This window comes from Polynucleobacter sp. AP-RePozz3-80-G7, assembly GCF_018882145.1.
GTDB lineage: Bacteria > Pseudomonadota > Gammaproteobacteria > Burkholderiales > Burkholderiaceae > Polynucleobacter.
In genome coordinates, this window is the sequence record NZ_JACVPC010000004.1 from 89,556 (window position 1) to 108,716 (window position 19,161).

The window sequence follows — 19,161 nt, forward strand, 5'->3', positions numbered from 1 at the left end:
GTAGTTTTGATGTACTTAAATAACAAGTCGGCCTCGTGCCGACTTGTGTCATTCAGGTTGTTGAGAGGAATAGGCCGTGCCTAAAAGTAAACGCGATTTTTATGAAGTGCTTGGTGTAGCTAAAGGTGCCAGTGACGATGAGCTGAAAAAGGCTTATCGCAAGATGGCGATGAAACATCACCCTGATCGCAATCCCGATAGCAAAACGGCTGAAGCCCAATTTAAAGAAGTTAAAGAAGCTTACGAAACCTTAACTGACCCCAATAAGCGCGCAGCTTACGACCAATATGGTCATGCTGGCGTAGATCCATCTATGGGTGGCGGATTTGGCGGCGGCGGTTTCGGCGGCGGTGGATTTTCTGATGCGTTTGGGGATATCTTTGGGGATATCTTCGGTCAAGGCGGCGGCCGTCATTCTGGCCCTCAAGTCTATAAAGGCGCAGATTTACGCTACAACATGGACATTACGCTTGAGCAGGCTGCCGAAGGTTATACAACTCAAATTCGTGTACCTAGTTGGAGTAATTGCAAACCCTGTCATGGCACCGGCGCAGAGCCGGGATCCAAGGCTGAGACATGCACAACCTGTAATGGTCATGGTCAGGTACGCGTACAACAAGGTTTCTTCTCCATGCAGCAAACTTGCCCTAAGTGCCGCGGCACTGGCGAGTACATTCCTAAGCCATGCAAAACTTGCCACGGCAGTGGAAAACACAAAGAACAAAAAACACTTGAGATCAAAATACCGGCAGGCATTGACGATGGGATGCGTGTCCGCTCAGTGGGTAACGGTGAACCAGGTGTCAATGGTGGACCCTCCGGCGATCTTTATGTAGAGGTACGTGTTAAGCCGCATAAAGTCTTTGAGCGTGATGGCAGTGATTTGCACGTGCAAATGCCAATCTCTTTTGCGACAGCCACAATCGGTGGTGAAATCGAAGTGCCAACACTCTCTGGGCGCGTCGAGTTTCCAATTCCTGAGGGAACTCAGACTGGTAAGACTTTCCGCTTGCGTAATAAAGGCATCAAAGGATTGCGCTCAACCATGGTGGGCGATCTTTTTGTTCACGTTCTGGTAGAGACGCCGGTGAAGCTCACTGATGAGCAAAAGAAATTGTTGCAGCAGTTTGATGACAGTCTCAAATCTGCTGGCGACAAACATAGCCCCCAACAAAAGGGTTGGTTTGATGGTGTAAAGAGTTTCTTTAGCTAGTAACTAGTGGGCAGGCAAGCTGGCAATTAGCCAGCGAAGCCATGCTCGGGTCCGGGGAACTTCCCGGACTTCACTTCGCGCACATAAGCCTTGATGGCGGCTTCAACGGAGTGATGACCATCCATAAAGTTTTTGACAAACTTCGGTGGCTTACCTGGGCTGATGCCCAACATATCCTGTAGAACCAATACCTGACCGGAGCAATCTGGACCAGCACCAATTCCGATAGTGGGAATATGAAGCTCGGCAGTAATCTTTTTACCCAATGAAGAGGGAATTGCTTCCAACACTACCATTTGCGCCCCAGCTTCTTGGCAGGCAAGTGCTTGCTCAAGCATGACGCTGGCCGCATCTTTAGATTTGCCCTGCACTTTGTAGCCGCCCAAGACATGAACTGATTGAGGTAGTAATCCTAAGTGAGCACAAACAGGAACACTGCGTTCAACCAAATATCGAATGATGTCTACTTGCCAATCGCCGCCTTCCAACTTCACCATATCGGCACCTGCACGCATGAGTGTTGCCGCTGAATCTAAAGCTTGAATAGGATCGCCATAACTAGCAAAGGGTAAATCGGCAATGATAAATGCATGGGTATTAGCACGGGCTACACATTCGGTGTGATACGCCATTTGTTTAATGGTCACTGGCGTAGTGCTGGAGTGTCCTTGAACGACATTCCCAAGAGAGTCACCAATCAAGATCGTTTCAACAGCGCAGCGATTGAGAAGGGCTGACATAGTTGAGTCGTATGCTGTGAGCATGGCAATTTTTTCACCCTCAGCATGCATTGCGAGGAGCTTAGTAATTGTGATTGGCTTATCGCCTTGTAAGTAACCCATGGCGAGAGTTTAATGAATTAATGCGCTGTTTGGCTATAAACGTCTTTTTCCCCGCAATTACAGTTCCTGCAGGGTAGTTTTTCAATTCTTTGGTGTGCCACATTGGGCAAGTAGGTCTTCAGCTCACCCCAGTTGGGTAAAAAGATATCGGGAGCGATTTCTAGAAGGGGTAAGAGCACAAATGAGCGCTCGATAATTCTAGGGTGCGGCAGCATCAATTCTGTTTCGCTTTGAGTAACCCCTTCAAAAGAAAGGATGTCTAGGTCAAGAGTGCGAGGGGCATTTGCATAGGGGCGCTCACGACCAAACTCTTGTTCAATGGTTTGGCAAACATGTAATAAGCCGTAGGGGCTTAACTCGGTTTCGACTTCAATGACGGCATTAATGTAGTCACCGCCTGTAGCCTCAACAGGCGCGCTTTGATAAAAACAGCTTTTTGCCAAGATTTGCAGTTCGGACCGCAATGCCAAGCAAACAATGGCATCAGTAATAAGCTGACGCGTGTCACCGATGTTGCCGCCAAATCCGATATATGCCCGTGCCATAGGTTTCCAAACTAGAGATGAAACTACTTTACTGAAATTTCTCTAAGTCTGCTTAGCTTGCTGCACTCTCTGGGGGCACTGCCGCTTTTGGCTTTCTGCGGCGTCGTCTTTTGGCAGGGCTTGGACTGTTGCCGGATTCATTTTTGACGCTAGCCATTAGCTCATCTTGCCCTGTGACGTCGGTTGCAATGAAGTCTGTCCACCATTGCCCGATTGCTGGGTTTAATTCGCCTGTAGCGCAGCGGAGCAACATAAAGTCATAACCCGCTCTAAAACGTGGGGATTCGATGAGGCGATAAGGGTAGCGCCCCACGCGTCTCTCAAAGCGAGGCTGCATCGACCAAATTTCGCGCATATCGCTTTCGAAGCGTCGTTGAATCGTCATACCGCTACTTTGAGTGGCAATGGTGTCGTCCATCGCATCATGCAAGGCAGGAATATTAGCCATCCCTTTAGCAGAGTTGGCTTTCCAATTCTTTAGTAGATCAGGCCAGAGCAGGGTGGCAAATAAAAATCCAGCAGAAACGCTTTTACCGGATTGAATGCGTTCGTCAGTATTGGCCAAAGCTAGCTTTACAAAATCATTGGCCCCCTTAGAGTCTGCGCCTGTATCCAGAATATGGTCTAGGAGCGGGAGCAGGCCATGATGCAATCCCGCATCTTTGAGGCCTTGAATTGCTGCCCAGGAATAGCCAGACATCAAGAGCTTCAAAATTTCATCAAAAAGTCTCGCAGAGGGGACGTCGTTTAATAATTTGCCTAGCTTAGCTATGGGCGCGCGTGTAGCACCATCTAATGTAAAGCCAGTCTTGGCTGCGAAGCGAACTGCGCGGAGCATGCGGACCGGATCTTCGCGATAGCGCTTTGCTGGGTCACCAATCATGCGCAAAGTTTTCTTTTGCATGTCGGCCATCCCGCCGTGATAATCGAGCACAGTTTCTGATGAAGGGTCGTAATACATCGCATTGATTGTGAAGTCACGTCTTGCAGCATCCTCACCTTGCGAACCCCATACGTTATCGCGCAGAATTCGGCCGCTTTCAGCTACGTGATCTCCGGCGTTATCTAATAAGGCTCTGAAGGTTGATACCTCGATGATTTCAGGATGGCCTTTACCAAAAAAAGTTACGTGCACTATTTGAAAGCGGCGACCAATTAGGCGCGCTTTGCGAAAAAGTCTTTGCACTTGATCTGGTGTTGCATTGGTTGCCACGTCAAAATCTTTTGGGCTGATACCAAGAGCAAGATCTCTGACTGCGCCGCCGACAATAAATGCCTCATAACCTGCTTGTTGTAATGTGTGCGTTACCTTAACTGCGTTCTTAGAAAGCAAATGCGGATCAATTCGATGTGCTTTTTTAGGGATACGCTTTGGGGCGCCGGTATTGTTGGCCTGTGTATGCTTGACCATCGGGTCACGCCGCAAAATACGTTTAATAAATTTAGTGATCATGCAAACAATTCAAGAATGGGCCAGTTGCGCTGCTTAGCTTCGTTGCGAAGACGATCATCTGGATTGGTGGCAACTGGATGACTGACTTTTTCGAGTAAAGGAAGATCGTTCATCGAGTCGGAATAAAAATAACTATAAGGCAAAGTATCTAAAGACAGTTTTTGCGATGCTAACCAGTCGTGTAGATTTTGAATTTTGCCTTCGCGGAAATTGGGAATGCCTTTGACTTCACCAGTGTAGTTAGCCAATGGATGATTATCTGCAGTAGCAGGCTCCGTTGCAATCAGATGCTCGATGCCAAAGCTTTCGACGATAGGGCGTGTCACAAAGCTGTTAGTGGCAGTAATCACGCAGCAAAGGTCGCCAGCATCCTGGTGGCGTTTTACTAGATCGATTGCTTGTTGTCGGAGTTGACCGTTAATAACTTCTTTCATAAACGCGTCGTGCCACTCTTTGAGTTGCGCGCGAGAATGTTCTGAGAGTGGCTTAAGGGCAAAACGCAAAAACTCATGAATATCTAGCTTGCCTTCTTTGTAGTCTTGATAAAAGCGTTCGTTTTGTCGTGCATAGTATTCGCTGTCTACAGCACCAATGCGAGCCAAAAATTGGCCCCATTCGTAATCGCTGTCGCAAGGCAAAAGGGTGTGGTCTAAATCGAAAAGGGCTAGCTGAGTCACGAATTGATATTTAATAAATTATTTGGGCTGCAAGAGCTCGCGAACAAGGGGTAAGGTTACAGCACGTTTTGTTTCAAGGGAGTAAGCGTCTAAAGCATCCATCAATGCCATCAGGCTGGGCATATCTCGATAAAAACGACTTAACAGCCAAGGCAACACATCGGGGGATAAAACAAGCCCTCGCTCTTTGGCTGCTTCCTCTAGTGCTTGTATTTTCTCATCATCATCCAAAAGCTGCGTTTGAAAGATCAAGCCCCAGCCCAGACGGGTTCGCAGGTCTTCTCGAAGCTTGAGATTGGCTGGAGCCGCGTTTCCGGCCATAAAAATATGAATCGCTTTGCTTGCTTGTACGCCATTCAGGATCCGAAATAGGGAGCCAACAAGACGATCATCTAGCTGGTCAACATCATCAACGGTAATGACTGAGGGGGTATCACTTTCAGTCATTACATTCATCTTTTCTTCTAAGCGAACCCAAGCAGTAGGCTCGAGGGGAGCGAGGGTAATGTATAACAAACCAGCACGCTTGGCTGCATTTTCAATGGCGTTGAGTAGGTGGGTGCGACCTGAACCCTCTGGCCCCCACCAATAAATCCAACGTTGATTGAGTGGGTTATCAGAGCTTGGAGCGCTGACCTTGCCCCAAGATTTTTCAATATTTTGCAGAGCAGAAATTAAGGCGAGATCTTTCCCGGGAAGATAGTTTTCTAAACTAGCTATGGGTGAGTGGCTAATGTCTAGCGCAAATTGTTTTGGAAGCGGGGGTGTATTCATTACTACCAAATTTATTTTTGATACCAAGAGCTTTGCGTATAAATAGACCATAAGTACTGGACCAAGACTAAGCTGACCGCACTAATTGGCAGGGCGAGTAATACACCAAAGAAGCCAAATAGCTTGCCAAAAAAAAGCAAGGCAAACAGAACGGCAACGGGATGCAAGCCAATACGCTCGCCCACTAGGCGGGGCGTCAAGAAGAAGCCTTCTAAAAATTGCCCAATTCCATAGATGACCAGTACGCCGATGATTTCTGAGCCCGGACCAAATTGAAGAAGGGCCGAAACTATAGCAAGCGTGAATCCTAGTGCGATACCAATATAGGGAATCACAATCATTAATGCTGTAAATACACCCAAGGCAACGGCACCTCTAATGCCGATTAAACTTAAGCTAATACTATAAAAAGCGGACATGATGGAGACAACAATCACCATGCCATTGAGATACTGCGAGAGCAGTCCATCGGTATGCATTGCAAGATGATGTACGGTTTCTTGGGCGCGCTTAGGCACTAAATTTTTGACGTACTGAAAAAATTGATTCCAATCGATCAATAAATAAAACATCACAAATAGAATTAATACGGAATTTACAAAGCCAGTAATTACTGAGCTACCCGACATGAGTACGGTATCTATCGTAGTACTCATCAGAGAGTCAGCATTGTCGCTAATGTGTTCCGAAATTTTTTGAGAGGCGGTGCTTTTTAGGCTGCCCCAATCAACATCAATATGAAAATCAGCTAATTTTGGGCCTAGCCATGCTTGCGTATTTGCTATCCATGTTGGTAGCTGGGCTTTTATTAGGGGAATTTCTGTTTTGAGGAGGCCAATAAATAGGCTCACAATCGCAATTACGACTGTCAGACCCAGAACTACGGTGAGGGCTGCGGCCAAAGATGCGGCTAAGCGCCTTCTTTCCAGCCATAGAAAAGCAGGCCTCAGGATGTAGGCAAGGATGAATGCAGCCAGAAAAGGGGTAAAAATTTCAGCCATGACGAGTAATCCTCTAGAATTCAATGATTCTACTGACCTAGTAGCATTTTTTACTAATATTCCAGCGCTGACATGACCTCATCTACTAATTCTTCCTCAAAAGGCCTTTCCTACCGTGACGCTGGTGTCGATATTGATGCTGGGGATGCCTTGGTTGACCGCATTAAGCCGCTTGCCAAGAAAACCATGCGCGAGGGTGTTTTGGCTGGAATTGGTGGCTTTGGAGCCCTTTTTGAGGTGCCTAAGCGCTTTAAAGAGCCAGTTTTGGTATCTGGTACCGATGGCGTTGGTACCAAGCTAAGGCTTGCTTTTGAGTGGAATCGTCATGAAACCATTGGTCAAGACTTAGTGGCTATGAGCGTTAATGACATCCTAGTTCAGGGTGCAGAGCCCCTTTTCTTCTTGGACTACTTTGCGTGCGGCAAGTTGACTGTCGATACAGCGGCTACGGTTGTTGGTGGTATTGCCAAGGGTTGTGAATTATCTGGCTGCGCATTAATCGGTGGCGAAACTGCAGAAATGCCAGGCATGTACCCTCCAGGTGAATATGACTTAGCTGGATTTGCAGTGGGTGCAGTTGAAAAATCCAAAATCATTACTGGCGCAACCATTGTTCCTGGTGATGCGGTATTAGCAATTGGCTCTAGTGGCGCGCATTCAAATGGCTACTCATTAGTCCGTAAGATTATTGAGCGTGCTGGTGCAAAGCCAACGGATGATTTAGGTGGTCGTCCATTGGGTGATGTCGTGATGGCGCCAACTGAGATTTATGTGAAGCCACTTCTCAAATTGATTGCTGAAATTAATGTAAAAGGAATGGCGCATATCACTGGCGGTGGTTTGGTGGATAACGTGCCACGTGTACTTCCAGAAAATACTCAAGCTGTTTTACATCGCGATAGCTGGCAAATGCCAGACCTTTTCCGCTGGTTGCAAATGAAGGGCGGCGTTGCTGATGCAGAAATGGTGCGCGTATTTAACTGCGGCATCGGTATGGTTGTGATTGTTGCGCCTGATCAAGTAGATACAGCAATCAAATCATTAACTGCGCAAGGTCTTAAGGCTTGGACAGTTGGTGAGGTGGTGGAGCGTCCAAAAGATGCGCCACAAACCATCGTTATCTAAACGATCTATTTTTATTTTTGGATGAGATTGCTTTTGCAGTAATCTAATGCCGCCTTCAGTTCTTCCGGGTTGAAGGGGTCAAATGTGCTTCTTCCATCTATTGCACGCAGCCAAGTCAGTTGACGCTTACCAAGTTGGCGCGTGGCTGCCAATGCTTTGTAGCGCATTTCTTCAGCATCAATTTCACCATTGAGAAACTCCCAAGCTTGGCGATAACCAACCGAACGTATCGCTGGAAGATCCGCATGCAATCCAGTATTGGTACGCAGAGTTTTGACTTCATCCATAAATCCAGCGGCAAGCATTTCATCAAAACGCCTTTCTAAGTTCAGATGTAATCGCTTACGATCGCTTGGTTCAAGTGAAACTAACTTAATCCATGACGGAATCGCTGAGCCTTCTCTGCCATCTTCACTGGGTGAGTCGGCCAGTAATATAGACATCGGTTTGTCAGTAATTTCATAAACTTCTAGAGCGCGCTGCACTCGCTGAGAATCATTTGGCTTTAAGCGTGCTGCAGTTTCAGGATCAATCTTGGCAAGCTTGTCGTGCATTGCTGGCCAGCCAATGGCTTTACCCTCTTCATCCAAGCGAGCACGAATTTCAGGATTTGCTGGAGGGAGCGAGGAGAGGCCATGCGCCCACGCCCGCCAATACAACATCGTTCCGCCAACCACCACTGGAATATTGCCTCGCGCGCGAATCTCGGTGCAAAGACGTTTTGCATCATTAGCAAAACGTGCCGCTGAATACACTTCAGTAGGATCGATTATGTCAATCAGATGATGAATAACCGCTTCTTGTTCTGACTTAGTTGGTTTGGCACTCCCGATATCTAGACCCCGATAGACCAAAGCAGAATCCATACTGATAAGTTCAATCGTTAGGCCAATGGATTTAGCATACGCAGCCAAAGACATGGCGAGATGGGTTTTGCCTGCTCCAGTGGGCCCAACAATACAAAGCGTTGAGACTTCATCAGGAGCATGCATAGGCTGAATGTAGGGTTCAGTTGGCATACCTGATTATAAGAGCCTGTTAATATCCGCAACAACCCATAAGTTAGAGAGCGAGTTGATGGATACCCTTTTGCAAATCAGTGATTTATTGCTGCATATTGATAAACATCTAGATGTGGTGATTCAGCAATACGGTCCTTGGGCCTATGGCCTCCTATTTACTATTGTTTTTGCAGAAACAGGCTTAGTGGTTGCACCTTTCTTGCCTGGAGACTCGCTCTTATTCATTGCAGGTGCCTATTGCGCTACCGAGCATTTCAATATCTGGACCTTGTGTATGGGTTTATTGATTGCTGCAGTCGCGGGTAATACGGTGAACTACTTCATTGGTCGTTGGATTGGTAAAAGGGTGTTCAGTAGTCAATCGCGCTGGATTGATCAAGGCGCTTTATTAAAAACCCACGCGTTTTATGAAAAGCATGGTGGCAAAACAATCATCCTTGCCCGCTTCTTGCCAATTATTCGTACCTTTGCACCTTTTATTGCCGGCGTATCCGAGATGAACTTCTCACGCTTCCAGTTATTCAATATCACTGGTGCGGCGTTGTGGGTCTTTGGGTTGGTAGTTGCTGGCTATTTCTTTGGCAATATTCCCGTTATCCGTCAGAACCTCAATGTGATCGTGCTGGTTGGCGTGGGTGCAGCTGCTGTGCCAGTGTTATTTGCAGCAGGCTATAAAATTTTTCAGCGCAATAAAAACTAACAGAGGTTTAAAAACCAAAGCACTAACACTAACGCCCAATCGGCTTTAGTGCAGCTTGGTTTGACTTTCAAGCGTAGCAATATGCTCACGGATATCGCTGGCATCTTCAGCTTCTGGAACTTCGCTGAGATAGCGATGCATATCCGCCAATGCGGGACGCAAGTACTCTAGTTGCGCAAAGATCAAACCTCTGTCCCGAATCTCTTCAATAGAGTCTGGTAACAGGATCACCAAGCGCTCTTGAATGCCTAGTAAACGCTCCCAGCGCTCATGTTCCGAGTAAATCATTTTGAGATTTCTTAGAAAGCGCGACAGAATCTCTCTCGAACTAGAGGCGCGCAGGAATATATTGAGCGGCAGACTCAAGTCACCCCGATAGCCTTTAGCGTCTAAGTAGGGATCGAGCATTTCTTGTAACTGAGTCTTTGATAACGATTCACCAGTCAAGGGATCCATGATGACTTCACCCTGCTGCAAAGAGATGCGCATCATGAAGTGATTTGGAAATGAAACCCCCCGAATTTTCAAACCAATTTGATTGCCTAATTCCATCATCAAAATCGCTAATGAGATGGGGATCCCTCTGCGATTTTCGAGAATGTAATGCAAGTACGAATTCTCGGGAGCATAAAAATCATTTGGATTTGGGCCAAAACCCAACTCGGTATAAAAGAAATGCTTCAAAATTTGTAAGCGCTGAACGGGTGAGGTATCCGGCGTGATGCGAGTTTTGAGTTTGTTACCCATCTCATCAATTTGATCGAGTACCCCTTGAACATCAAGATCAGGATAGGCGTGCTGTGCGACAGCAATTGCTGCTTCCGTTAGTGGCAGATGTTCGTCTTCAGCAACTAGGGAGGTGAAATAGTCGAGTTGTTGTGTTGGCATACTGGCTATTTTGCATGACGCAAGAATTTTTGCCAGCGAATTCCAACCAAGCCCAGGGATGCGAAGTAAACAATGGCGGCAAGACCTAGCCATGTTCCCACCAAGCCAATGCGCAGCCATGGCTCAGTTTGGAGGGCAATCCAATTGTGTGTGCCAGCAGCATAAAAAAGCACTGCTGCGAAGGGGATGAGCGCTAGAAATAGCTGACCGAGATACTTGATCCAGCCTGAATTCGGCAGGGCTCCGCGTCGATGCAGTCCAACCCAGAGCAAGGCGGCATTCAGACAAGCACCAGTGCCAACTGAAAGGGCAAGGCCAGCATGACCAAGCCAAGGTACGAATACTAGATTGGCTAACTGAGTGGCTACTAAAACGAGTAGCCCAATCTTCACGGGTGTGCGGATATCTTGACGTGAATAAAATCCAGGCGCCAAAATTTTCACCAGAATCAAACCAATGAGGCCAACTCCATAAGCCGCTAATGCACGTTGCGTCATCAAGACATCAAGCGCACTGAATTTGCCGTAGTGATACAAGACCGCCGCTAAAGGCTCGCCAAAGATAAAGAGTGCAATTGCGCAAGGTGCAGCTAGCAGGAAGGTGAGTTGCAATCCCCAGATGAGTAACTCACCAGCATGTACTAAATCATTTTTGGCGTTGGCCTTACTGAGACTTGGTAAAAGAACGGTTCCCAAGGCAACACCCAGTAATGCTGTTGGAAATTCCATCAAGCGATCTGCGTAAGATAACCATGACACACTTCCTGCCTGCAGACGCGAAGCAATATTCGTATTAATGATCAGAGAGATTTGCGCAACAGAGACTGCAAAAACTGCTGGGCCCATTAATTTCATGACGCGCCTAGCTTCCGGGTTGGTGACGGCTGATTTAATGGCGCCAGGTAACAAGCCAATACGAGGCAATAGGCCGAGTCGAGCAAGCGTTGGAACTTGAAGGGCAAGCTGGAGTATTCCGCCAAGCAAAACACCAATACTTAAGGCATAAATTGGCTGCTCTAAGTGGGGAGCCAAAAAGATGGCGCTACCGATTAAAGCAAGGTTGAGCAAGACAGGCGTAAATGCCGGAATTGCAAAGCGGTGATAAGTGTTCAAGATCCCTGCTGAGAGAGAGACCATAGAAATCAGTCCAATATAGGGGAACATGATTTGGGTCATAACGACGCTGGCGTCATAGGCTGGACCACCTTTAAACCCGGTAGCAATCACCAGAATGAGCACTGGGGCACCAATGACTCCTAGCAGTACCGTGAGCAGCAAAGCCCAAAATAAGAGCGTGGCGACCGCATTTATGAGGATTTTGGCCTTAGTTTGGTCTTCGTTTGTGGCAATTTCGCCCAAAATCGGCACAAAAGCTTGAGAAAAGGCCCCTTCGGCAAATAGCCGACGTAGCAAATTGGGTAGCCTAAAAGCAACATTAAAGGCATCTGTCCACTCGGAGGCCCCAAAACTACGGGCAATGAGGGTCTCCCGGAGCAGGCCCGTAATACGGGACAGCATGGTTAGGGAGCTGACCTTGGCAGCGGCAGAAAGCAGATTCATGAGGCGATTTTCACCTATTTATCGGTCGGCTGGGCTTTTTTGCCCCTTTAAGGTAAAATCTTGGGTTTTGGCGAGCTTGCTTATGATTTTGGCAAGTCCGCAAGATTTTTAACTAATCGCATTTTGCATTTTATAGAGGCAAGGTTTAAAGATGGCCAATACAGCACAAGCGCGCAAGCGTGCACGCCAAGCAGTAAAACAAAACGAACATAACTCCAGTTTGCGTTCAAAGCTCCGCACTTCCATTAAGGCAGTTCGTAAAGCGATTGAAACTGGTGACAAAGCTTCTGCTGCGAAAGTTTTCGCGGCAACCCAAGCAACAATCGACAAGATTGCTGACAAAAAGATTGCTCACAAAAACACTGCAGCTCGTCAGAAGTCACGTTTGTCTGCAGCTATCAAGGCGATGGCAGCGTAATACAGTTTTAGTTTTAGGCTGGTCGAAGTAGTTTCGACCTAAGCCCGCTCCTCATCAGAGCGGGTTTTTGTTTTTAAGGCTGGGTTGGGGTTGTTGGGTTGAACTCACACGCCTCTTCGATTGGTAGGCTATTGTCTTTGGCAAAGTTCATGACAAAGTCTAGCGCTCGAGGATCTAGGTCCCTCAGTCGAGTATCAATAACAACGCATTTCACTTTTGCAATAAGCACTGGTCTGACATAGGGCGAATAAGTGAAGCGAGGGTCCCCGGAGTCACCCGGGGGGCGAAAAGTAGCCATCACCCCGCACAGACGCTCCGCCCAATCGCTGGGCCGAAATGGTTTGCCAGAAGTGGTAATGCCTTGAATGAAAAGCTTTTTGTGGTTCAAGTTCGCGTAATGATGGTTGTAAGAAATGGAATTACTAAGTCCTCTAGCTTAACAGCCCAAGTTGGCCGTAAGATGGCTTTAGGGTTTATTTTCGTGCAGCCGAATGTTTGAAGAAAAAAATGCAAGCCAAAACTTTAGTAGAAAGCTCAACTATGACATCGCTGGCAAAGCCTCAAGTGCCCGGTAAGGTAAAGCACTACCTGCAGTTTTCTGATCTGACTCGTGAGGAGTACGACTATTTACTCAAGCGTTCGGCGTGGCTTAAGGCCAAATTCAAGAGCTATGAAACCTGGCATCCACTGCATGACCGCACTTTGGCCATGATTTTTGAGAAGCATTCCACCCGGACTCGCCTCTCCTTCGAGGCAGGCATCCATCAGCTTGGTGGTCATGCGGTATACCTGAACACCCGAGATACTCAGTTGGGTCGTGGCGAGCCTGTAGAGGACGCTGCTCAGGTTATTTCACGTATGACGGACATCATCATGATTCGCACCTTTGGTCAAGACATTATTGAGCGCTTTGCTGCTAATTCACGAGTGCCGGTAATTAATGGCCTGACTAACGAATTTCACCCTTGCCAAGTATTGGCCGATATCTTCACGTTTGTAGAGGCCCGTGGCCCGATTCAAGGAAAGACGGTAGCTTGGGTAGGTGATGCCAATAATATGGCCTACACCTGGATACAAGCAGCTGAATGTTTAGATTTTCAGTTACGCTTCTCTGCGCCAGAAGGTTATCAGTTAGAAGCAACGCGTTTATCGCCGCAAGCTGTAAAGCATTTGACGATTTGTGCCGATCCTAAAGAAGCCTGCAAAGGTGCTGACCTAGTGAGTACCGACGTCTGGACCAGTATGGGTTATGAAGACGAAAATACTTTACGTATGAATGCTTTCCAAGACTGGATGGTGGATGAAGAGCTGATGTCCTTGGCTAAGCCTGACGCACTATTTATGCACTGCTTGCCAGCACATCGCGGTGAAGAAGTTTCAGCAGGAGTGATTGATGGGCCTCAAAGTATTGTTTGGGAAGAGGCCGAAAACCGTTTGCATGTCCAAAAAGCCCTAATGGAGTATTTACTCTGTGGTCGTTTAGATTAAGTAATAAAACTTCAGCAATAAAATAGTTAGCAAAGAATAAGTAATTCGTTTTCATTAATTTTGATTAAATAAGAAAAATATGTCCGATATTAAAAAAGTAGTCTTAGCATATTCCGGCGGTCTAGATACCAGCGTGATCTTGAAGTGGCTGCAAGATACTTATGGCTGCGAGATCGTGACTTTTACCGCTGACTTAGGTCAGGGCGAAGAGCTGGAACCAGCACGTGCTAAGGCTTTGCAATTTGGCATCAAGCCTGAAAACATTTTTATTGATGACTTGCGCGAAGAGTTTGTTCGTGACTTTGTGTTCCCAATGTTCCGTGCGAATACGATTTACGAGGGCGAGTATTTATTGGGCACCTCTATTGCGCGGCCATTAATCGCTAAGCGCCAAATTGAAATTGCTCGCTTAACTGGTGCTGACTCTGTATCGCATGGCGCGACCGGCAAAGGGAATGACCAAGTTCGCTTTGAATTAGGTTACTACGCCCTTGAACCGGGAATCAAGGTAATTGCTCCTTGGCGTGAATGGGATCTTCTTTCACGTGAGAAGTTGATGGCTTACGCAGAAAAGCATGGCATTCCGGTTGAGATGAAGCATAAGCAAGGCGGTTCACCGTACTCAATGGACGCGAACCTCTTGCACATTAGCTATGAAGGTCGTCACCTTGAGAATCCAAACGCAGAGGCAGAAGAGTCTATGTGGCGTTGGACCGTTTCTCCTGAAAAGGCTCCAGATGCCCCAGAAATTATCGAAATCGAATTCAAGGCTGGCGACCCAGTAGCAATTGATGGAAAAGCCTATAAGCCACACGAGTTATTGGCTGAATTAAATCGTCTTGGCGGCAAACATGGCATTGGCCGTCTCGACTTAGTGGAAAACCGCTTTGTTGGCATGAAGAGCCGTGGCTGTTATGAAACGCCTGGCGGCACCATTCTTCTCAAGGCTCATCGTGGTGTCGAAAGTATCACCTTGGACCGTGAAGTAGCCCACTTAAAGGATGATTTGATGCCTCGTTATGCAAGCTTGATCTACAACGGTTTGTGGTGGGCGCCAGAGCGTCTCGCACTCCAAACCTTGATTGACCATACGCAGCAGGCTGTTAACGGCGTAGTTCGCCTCAAACTCTACAAAGGTTCCGTCTCTGTGATTTCACGTGACTCTGCCAATACTTTGTTTGATCAAAATATTGCAACCTTTGATGATGATGGTGGCGCATACAACCAAGCGGATGCTGGCGGCTTCATTAAGCTCAATGCATTACGTATGCGTATTGCCGAAACAGCTAGACGTAAGCGCGCCAAGAAATAAAAAACAATAAAACAAGCAAACTATTAGAACCTAACAGAATAGAAAGAATCAGCATGCAATTTGATCAAGTTTCCGTAGGCAAGAAGGCCAATGTATTTTTTGATGGCAAGTGTGTTTCTCATACTGTGACCTTGCCTAATGGCGTGCGTAAGTCAGTCGGTGTGGTACTGCCAAGCACCTTGCGTTTTGACTTAAGCACTAGCGAGATTATGGAAGTGGTTGATGGCAGTGCTTTCGTCAGCATCAATGGTGCCCCTGAGCAAGAGTTCAAGGCCGGTCAAAGCTGGGAAGTGGAAAAGGGTGGTTACTTCATTATTCGTGCTGAGCAACCAGTGCACTACGTTTGCCATTTTGAATAAATCAAAGGTGCCCACAAGCAAAACGCAGATCTCGGTCTGCGTTTTTTATTGGCCCAACATCAATGGATTTGAGTGTTGTTGAATTAATTTCTCGGCAAACCCGTAACAACTGTCCCTGGGACGATCACACGCTCAGAGAACCACTGCTTATTCATCTCCAACGCATAGCGCACAGCTGCTTTAGGGCAGTGGTTATTGGTGGTTTCAGCCTGCATCTCTTCAATGTTCACAATCTTGCCATCATCCGCAATGAACGCAATCGAGAGTGGAATCTTAGTGTTATTCATCCAAAAGCAGTGACCAGCTTTTTGTTCGAATACAAATAACATTCCAGAATTGCTTGGCATGCTGGTGCGGTTCATGAGACCAACCTCTCTAGCCTTTGGTGTATCGGCAAGCTCAGCCTGAATACGGTAGATGCCCGTCTTTAATTCAATGGTGGGTAGACCGACGTTAACCTGGGCGAGCGTTAGGGTGGAGTAAAGAAAGAGCGCAGTAGAAAATACTTGGCGCAATGATTGTGAGGTACTGGAGATTGATATAGACATGCTTTGTATTTTAAGTGAGACAAATTGCAGACGAAAAAAAACCCAGGAACGAATCCTGGGTTTTTAATAATGATCTAAGGACTATTAAGCCGCTTGGATATTGGTAGCTTGCTTGCCTTTAGGGCCTTGGGTAATGTCAAACGTTACCTTTTGGTTTTCCTTGAGGGTTTTGAACCCAGGCATAGTAATTGCGCTGAAATGCGCGAACAACTCTTCTTCACCATCATCAGGTTTGATAAAGCCAAAACCTTTTGCATCATTGAACCACTTAACAATTCCGGTCGCCATGCGAACTCCATTACATAAACTTAAAACAACCGTGATGAGGGTAAATACTTTTTAATCAGTCTCAATCCACAACACGCCTAAATAGAACCTCTCTTGAAGCCTACCCCCCGATTGTTTGCCCTTTTTGGAGGGGTGTCAAGGAGTTATATGCCCCTACCCCCTAGTAATTACCCCTTTTTTTATCGAAAAATGCCCCAATATGGGTTTAAGAGGGGTTTTTGCGTGTTTTTCGCAACATGACCCCTGTAAATTAAAGTTTGGATATCTGTGTTTAGAATGTTTCTCATGAGTCGCGCTCCCAAAAATCCCACCACTGGCAACCCCAGCAATCCGTACGTTGAAGATACCCTTCTGCTCGAGAAGCAAATTGAGCAAGTTAAGGCGCCTTCGATGTATAAAGTTTTATTAATGAATGACGATTACACGCCAATGGAATTTGTTGTGATGGTGATTCAGGAGTATTTTAATAAGGATCATGAAACAGCTACACGCATCATGTTGCAAGTACATTTAGTTGGCAAGGGTGTTTGCGGAGTATTTACCCGCGATGTTGCCGCTACGAAAGTGCATCAAGTTATCGAACTCTCCCGTGAAGCGGGTCACCCACTACAGTGCACTATGGAGGAAGCATGATTGCCCAAGAATTAGAAGTGAGTTTGCACATGGCGTTTGTTGACGCAAGGGCATCGCGACATGAGTTCATTACGGTCGAGCATTTGCTTGCGGCCTTGTTAGATAACGCTACTGCGGTAGAGGTCTTAAAGGCATGCGCAGTCAATATCGCGGAGCTACGCGCTCAACTCAAAAACTTTATTAACGACAACACACCTGTAGTACCAGGGAATGATGAGGTGGATACGCAACCCACGCTGGGATTTCAGCGTGTGATTCAACGCGCCATCATGCACGTGCAGTCAACATCAAATGGCAAGAAAGAGGTGACCGGCGCAAATGTGCTAGTTGCTATCTTCGGTGAAAAGGATTCGCATGCGGTTTATTTCTTGCAACAGCAGGGCGTTACCCGTTTAGATGTCGTGAACTTCATCAGTCATGGTGTACGTAAAGATCAGTCAGAGCATGTAAAGCCCGTTGAGCCTTCGCAGGAGACTGAGGAATCTGCATCTTCTGGTAAAGAAAGCCCTCTTGAGCAATACACCCAGAACCTCAATGTGATGGCCCGTCAAGGCAAGATTGACCCATTAATTGGGCGCGAGAGCGAGGTAGAGCGCGTGATTCAAGTGCTCTGCCGTCGTCGCAAAAATAATCCGCTATTGGTGGGCGAGGCTGGCGTAGGTAAGACAGCAATTGCTGAGGGCTTAGCCTGGAGAATTGTGAAGGGCGACGTGCCGGATATTTTGGCTAACGCGACTGTTTACTCTTTAGACATGGGTGCTCTTTTAGCGGGCACTAAATACCGTGGTGATTTTGAGCAACGCTTGAAGAGTGTTCTCAAGTCACTCAAAGATCACACTCATGGTGTTTTATTTATTGATGAGATTCATACGCTGATTGGAGCAGGCGCAGCTTCTGGTGGCACATTGGATGCAAGCAATTTATTGAAGCCTGCTTTGTCTAATGGCCAGCTGAAATGTATTGGTGCAACCACCTTTACGGAATACCGTGGCATCTTTGAAAAGGATGCAGCTTTATCACGTCGTTTCCAGAAGGTAGATGTTGTAGAGCCAACCGTAGATCAAACAGTACAAATCTTACGCGGCTTAAAGTCTCGCTTTGAAGAGCATCACAGCGTGAAGTATGCGGCTGGCGCTCTAGTCGCTGCTGCAGAACTTTCTGCTCGCTATATCAATGATCGTCATTTGCCAGATAAGGCGATTGACGTCATCGATGAAGCCGGTGCCGCTCAACGTATTTTGCCCAAGTCCAAGCAGAAGAAAACTATTGGTCGCCCAGAGATTGAGGAAATTGTGGCAAAGATTGCGCGCATACCGCCACAATCAGTCACAGTCGATGACCGTAGTAAGTTGCAAACACTGGATCGTGACATTAAGAGTGTGGTCTTCGGTCAAGATCCTGCAATCGAGGCCTTGGCTAGTGCTATCAAAATGACTCGTGCTGGTCTAGGCAAGATCGATCGTCCTATTGGTTCATTCTTGTTCTCCGGACCAACTGGTGTTGGTAAGACTGAAGTTGCTAAACAGCTTGCCTACATTCTAGGCATTGAGTTGCTCCGTTTTGATATGTCCGAGTACATGGAGCGTCATGCAGTGAGTCGTTTGATTGGCGCGCCTCCAGGTTATGTAGGATTTGATCAGGGCGGTTTACTCACTGAGGCCGTAAATAAGAAACCACATTGCGTGCTCTTGCTTGATGAAATTGAAAAAGCTCACCCAGATATTTTCAATATTCTCTTGCAGGTGATGGATCATGGCACTTTGACGGATAACAATGGCCGTAAGACTGATTTCCGTAACGTGATCATCATCATGACTACTAATGCCGGCGCTGAGGCAATGCAGAAATCAACCATTGGCTTTACCAATGCGCGTGAGTCTGGTGATGAGATGGCTGATATCAAGAAGTTCTTTACGCCAGAGTTCCGCAATCGCTTGGATGCCATTGTTTCCTTCAAAGCTCTTGATGAGTCGATCATCATGCGCGTGGTTGATAAGTTCTTGATGCAGTTAGAGGAGCAACTCCATGAGAAGAAGGTGGATGCAACCTTTAGCCCTGCCTTGCGAGCTCATTTGGCAAAGCATGGCTTCGACCCTTTAATGGGCGCTCGTCCGATGCAGCGCATCATTCAAGATACTGTGCGTAAGGCACTTGCTGATGAGCTACTGTTTGGTAAGTTAGCTCAAGGCGGTCATGTGGATGTTGATATTGATGCTGATGGCAAAGTCCTATTGAACTTTGATGCTCCAGTATTACCAGGAAAACGTTCTAAGGCTGATGTAGCGCCTGCTGAAGAAATTTAATTCGCTAATTTTT

The 19,161-nt window shown here is 46.9% G+C and carries 22 protein-coding genes; 10 read left to right on the forward strand and 12 right to left on the reverse strand.

Annotated elements, in window-relative coordinates; genetic code table 11:
- The first annotated feature begins 76 nt into the window (after positions 1 to 76).
- Positions 77 to 1,213 (forward strand): molecular chaperone DnaJ, encoded by a 1,137-nt coding sequence (gene dnaJ / locus ICE90_RS08930; RefSeq protein ID WP_215320918.1) that lies wholly within the window; start codon positions 77 to 79, stop codon positions 1,211 to 1,213.
- A 26-nt stretch (positions 1,214 to 1,239) separates the two neighbouring features.
- On the opposite strand, the gene panB is transcribed toward dnaJ, so the two are convergent.
- From panB to ICE90_RS08960, 6 genes are read right to left on the reverse strand one after another with little or no spacing between them, the layout of a single operon-like run.
- Positions 1,240 to 2,055: a 3-methyl-2-oxobutanoate hydroxymethyltransferase gene (gene panB / locus ICE90_RS08935; protein ID WP_216192087.1), complete on the reverse strand. Its 816-nt coding sequence runs from the start codon at positions 2,053 to 2,055 to the stop codon at positions 1,240 to 1,242.
- A 17-nt stretch (positions 2,056 to 2,072) separates the two neighbouring features.
- A complete protein-coding gene (folK, locus tag ICE90_RS08940; RefSeq protein WP_215320914.1) occupies positions 2,073 to 2,600 on the reverse strand; it encodes a 2-amino-4-hydroxy-6-hydroxymethyldihydropteridine diphosphokinase in 528 nt (175 codons plus the stop codon).
- A 52-nt stretch (positions 2,601 to 2,652) separates the two neighbouring features.
- The gene (gene pcnB / locus ICE90_RS08945) at positions 2,653 to 4,053 is read right to left on the reverse strand and encodes a polynucleotide adenylyltransferase PcnB (RefSeq protein WP_216192088.1); all 1,401 of its coding nucleotides are present in this window, start codon (positions 4,051 to 4,053) and stop codon (positions 2,653 to 2,655) included.
- Positions 4,050 to 4,730: an HAD family phosphatase gene (locus tag ICE90_RS08950; protein ID WP_215320910.1), complete on the reverse strand. Its 681-nt coding sequence runs from the start codon at positions 4,728 to 4,730 to the stop codon at positions 4,050 to 4,052. Before ICE90_RS08950 ends, pcnB begins: the two co-directional genes overlap by 4 nt.
- Before the next feature lie 18 nt (positions 4,731 to 4,748).
- Positions 4,749 to 5,504 (reverse strand): DnaA regulatory inactivator Hda, encoded by a 756-nt coding sequence (hda, locus tag ICE90_RS08955; RefSeq protein ID WP_216192090.1) that lies wholly within the window; start codon positions 5,502 to 5,504, stop codon positions 4,749 to 4,751.
- 11 nt (positions 5,505 to 5,515) lie between these two features.
- On the reverse strand, positions 5,516 to 6,505 hold the full coding sequence (locus tag ICE90_RS08960) for an AI-2E family transporter (RefSeq protein WP_215320906.1): 990 nt from the start codon (positions 6,503 to 6,505) through the stop codon (positions 5,516 to 5,518).
- A gap of 72 nt (positions 6,506 to 6,577) precedes the next feature.
- On the opposite strand from ICE90_RS08960, the gene purM reads away from it, so the two are divergent.
- Positions 6,578 to 7,630, forward strand: a complete 1,053-nt coding sequence (gene purM / locus ICE90_RS08965) for a phosphoribosylformylglycinamidine cyclo-ligase (RefSeq protein ID WP_215320904.1) — start codon at positions 6,578 to 6,580, stop codon at positions 7,628 to 7,630.
- 11 nt (positions 7,631 to 7,641) lie between these two features.
- Here purM and miaA read toward each other — a convergent pair whose 3' ends face one another.
- The gene (gene miaA, locus ICE90_RS08970; protein WP_216192092.1) at positions 7,642 to 8,649 is read right to left on the reverse strand and encodes a tRNA (adenosine(37)-N6)-dimethylallyltransferase MiaA; all 1,008 of its coding nucleotides are present in this window, start codon (positions 8,647 to 8,649) and stop codon (positions 7,642 to 7,644) included.
- Between the two features lie 58 nt (positions 8,650 to 8,707).
- Here miaA and ICE90_RS08975 point away from each other — a divergent pair, with 58 nt between their 5' ends.
- Positions 8,708 to 9,352: a VTT domain-containing protein gene (locus tag ICE90_RS08975; protein WP_216192180.1), complete on the forward strand. Its 645-nt coding sequence runs from the start codon at positions 8,708 to 8,710 to the stop codon at positions 9,350 to 9,352.
- 45 nt (positions 9,353 to 9,397) lie between these two features.
- Here ICE90_RS08975 and ICE90_RS08980 read toward each other — a convergent pair whose 3' ends face one another.
- A complete protein-coding gene (locus ICE90_RS08980; RefSeq protein WP_216192094.1) occupies positions 9,398 to 10,240 on the reverse strand; it encodes a SirB1 family protein in 843 nt (280 codons plus the stop codon).
- A 5-nt stretch (positions 10,241 to 10,245) separates the two neighbouring features.
- The gene (gene murJ, locus ICE90_RS08985; protein WP_216155115.1) at positions 10,246 to 11,799 is read right to left on the reverse strand and encodes a murein biosynthesis integral membrane protein MurJ; all 1,554 of its coding nucleotides are present in this window, start codon (positions 11,797 to 11,799) and stop codon (positions 10,246 to 10,248) included.
- A gap of 151 nt (positions 11,800 to 11,950) precedes the next feature.
- Between murJ and rpsT the strand changes: the two genes are divergently transcribed.
- A complete protein-coding gene (gene rpsT / locus ICE90_RS08990; protein WP_071466054.1) occupies positions 11,951 to 12,217 on the forward strand; it encodes a 30S ribosomal protein S20 in 267 nt (88 codons plus the stop codon).
- 73 nt (positions 12,218 to 12,290) lie between these two features.
- Here the strand turns inward: rpsT and ICE90_RS08995 are convergent, their stop codons facing one another.
- Positions 12,291 to 12,605 carry a DUF3579 domain-containing protein gene (locus ICE90_RS08995; protein ID WP_215320896.1) on the reverse strand — a complete coding sequence of 105 codons (315 nt, stop codon included), beginning with the start codon at positions 12,603 to 12,605 and terminating at the stop codon, positions 12,291 to 12,293.
- Between ICE90_RS08995 and ICE90_RS09000 the strand changes: the two genes are divergently transcribed.
- From ICE90_RS09000 to ICE90_RS09015, 4 genes are all read left to right on the forward strand, one after another.
- The gene (locus tag ICE90_RS09000; protein WP_216192189.1) at positions 12,579 to 12,716 is read left to right on the forward strand and encodes a hypothetical protein; all 138 of its coding nucleotides are present in this window, start codon (positions 12,579 to 12,581) and stop codon (positions 12,714 to 12,716) included. The two genes, ICE90_RS08995 and ICE90_RS09000, sit on opposite strands and share 27 nt — an antisense overlap.
- A gap of 41 nt (positions 12,717 to 12,757) precedes the next feature.
- The gene (gene argF, locus ICE90_RS09005; protein WP_215322353.1) at positions 12,758 to 13,705 is read left to right on the forward strand and encodes an ornithine carbamoyltransferase; all 948 of its coding nucleotides are present in this window, start codon (positions 12,758 to 12,760) and stop codon (positions 13,703 to 13,705) included.
- 79 nt (positions 13,706 to 13,784) lie between these two features.
- Positions 13,785 to 15,017: an argininosuccinate synthase gene (locus ICE90_RS09010; protein ID WP_216192096.1), complete on the forward strand. Its 1,233-nt coding sequence runs from the start codon at positions 13,785 to 13,787 to the stop codon at positions 15,015 to 15,017.
- Between the two features lie 53 nt (positions 15,018 to 15,070).
- Complete coding sequence (locus ICE90_RS09015; protein WP_216155113.1) at positions 15,071 to 15,376, forward strand: pyrimidine/purine nucleoside phosphorylase; 306 nt, start codon at positions 15,071 to 15,073, stop codon at positions 15,374 to 15,376.
- Positions 15,377 to 15,459: 83 nt separating this feature from the next.
- Here ICE90_RS09015 and ICE90_RS09020 read toward each other — a convergent pair whose 3' ends face one another.
- Together ICE90_RS09020 and ICE90_RS09025 are read right to left on the reverse strand one after the other, a co-directional pair.
- A complete protein-coding gene (locus ICE90_RS09020) occupies positions 15,460 to 15,924 on the reverse strand; it encodes a DUF192 domain-containing protein (RefSeq protein ID WP_216192098.1) in 465 nt (154 codons plus the stop codon).
- Positions 15,925 to 16,008: 84 nt separating this feature from the next.
- Positions 16,009 to 16,212, reverse strand: a complete 204-nt coding sequence (locus ICE90_RS09025) for a cold-shock protein (RefSeq protein ID WP_011903586.1) — start codon at positions 16,210 to 16,212, stop codon at positions 16,009 to 16,011.
- Between the two features lie 276 nt (positions 16,213 to 16,488).
- Between ICE90_RS09025 and clpS the strand changes: the two genes are divergently transcribed.
- Both clpS and clpA read left to right on the forward strand, forming a co-directional pair.
- Positions 16,489 to 16,845, forward strand: a complete 357-nt coding sequence (gene clpS / locus ICE90_RS09030) for an ATP-dependent Clp protease adapter ClpS (protein ID WP_072582834.1) — start codon at positions 16,489 to 16,491, stop codon at positions 16,843 to 16,845.
- Positions 16,842 to 19,148 carry an ATP-dependent Clp protease ATP-binding subunit ClpA gene (gene clpA / locus ICE90_RS09035; protein WP_215320888.1) on the forward strand — a complete coding sequence of 769 codons (2,307 nt, stop codon included), beginning with the start codon at positions 16,842 to 16,844 and terminating at the stop codon, positions 19,146 to 19,148. Before clpS ends, clpA begins: the two co-directional genes overlap by 4 nt.
- Positions 19,149 to 19,161 lie beyond the last annotated feature (13 nt).

Excerpts from the sequence above, each read along its gene's own strand:
- ICE90_RS09020 (WP_216192098.1), bottom strand. The coding sequence starts at position 15,924 with ATGTCTATATCAATCTCCAGTACCTCACAATCATTGCGCCAAGTATTT.
- ICE90_RS08980 (WP_216192094.1), bottom strand. The coding sequence starts at position 10,240 with ATGCCAACACAACAACTCGACTATTTCACCTCCCTAGTTGCTGAAGAC.
- ICE90_RS09010 (WP_216192096.1), top strand. The coding sequence starts at position 13,785 with ATGTCCGATATTAAAAAAGTAGTCTTAGCATATTCCGGCGGTCTAGAT.
- argF (WP_215322353.1), top strand. The coding sequence starts at position 12,758 with ATGACATCGCTGGCAAAGCCTCAAGTGCCCGGTAAGGTAAAGCACTAC.
- purM (WP_215320904.1), top strand. The coding sequence starts at position 6,578 with ATGACCTCATCTACTAATTCTTCCTCAAAAGGCCTTTCCTACCGTGAC.
- clpA (WP_215320888.1), top strand. The coding sequence starts at position 16,842 with ATGATTGCCCAAGAATTAGAAGTGAGTTTGCACATGGCGTTTGTTGAC.
- hda (WP_216192090.1), bottom strand. The coding sequence starts at position 5,504 with ATGAATACACCCCCGCTTCCAAAACAATTTGCGCTAGACATTAGCCAC.
- clpS (WP_072582834.1), top strand. The coding sequence starts at position 16,489 with ATGTTTCTCATGAGTCGCGCTCCCAAAAATCCCACCACTGGCAACCCC.
- ICE90_RS08960 (WP_215320906.1), bottom strand. The coding sequence starts at position 6,505 with ATGGCTGAAATTTTTACCCCTTTTCTGGCTGCATTCATCCTTGCCTAC.
- miaA (WP_216192092.1), bottom strand. The coding sequence starts at position 8,649 with ATGCCAACTGAACCCTACATTCAGCCTATGCATGCTCCTGATGAAGTC.
- rpsT (WP_071466054.1), top strand. The coding sequence starts at position 11,951 with ATGGCCAATACAGCACAAGCGCGCAAGCGTGCACGCCAAGCAGTAAAA.
- murJ (WP_216155115.1), bottom strand. The coding sequence starts at position 11,799 with ATGAATCTGCTTTCTGCCGCTGCCAAGGTCAGCTCCCTAACCATGCTG.
- ICE90_RS09015 (WP_216155113.1), top strand. The coding sequence starts at position 15,071 with ATGCAATTTGATCAAGTTTCCGTAGGCAAGAAGGCCAATGTATTTTTT.
- ICE90_RS09025 (WP_011903586.1), bottom strand. The coding sequence starts at position 16,212 with ATGGCGACCGGAATTGTTAAGTGGTTCAATGATGCAAAAGGTTTTGGC.
- folK (WP_215320914.1), bottom strand. The coding sequence starts at position 2,600 with ATGGCACGGGCATATATCGGATTTGGCGGCAACATCGGTGACACGCGT.
- ICE90_RS08975 (WP_216192180.1), top strand. The coding sequence starts at position 8,708 with ATGGATACCCTTTTGCAAATCAGTGATTTATTGCTGCATATTGATAAA.
- panB (WP_216192087.1), bottom strand. The coding sequence starts at position 2,055 with ATGGGTTACTTACAAGGCGATAAGCCAATCACAATTACTAAGCTCCTC.
- pcnB (WP_216192088.1), bottom strand. The coding sequence starts at position 4,053 with ATGATCACTAAATTTATTAAACGTATTTTGCGGCGTGACCCGATGGTC.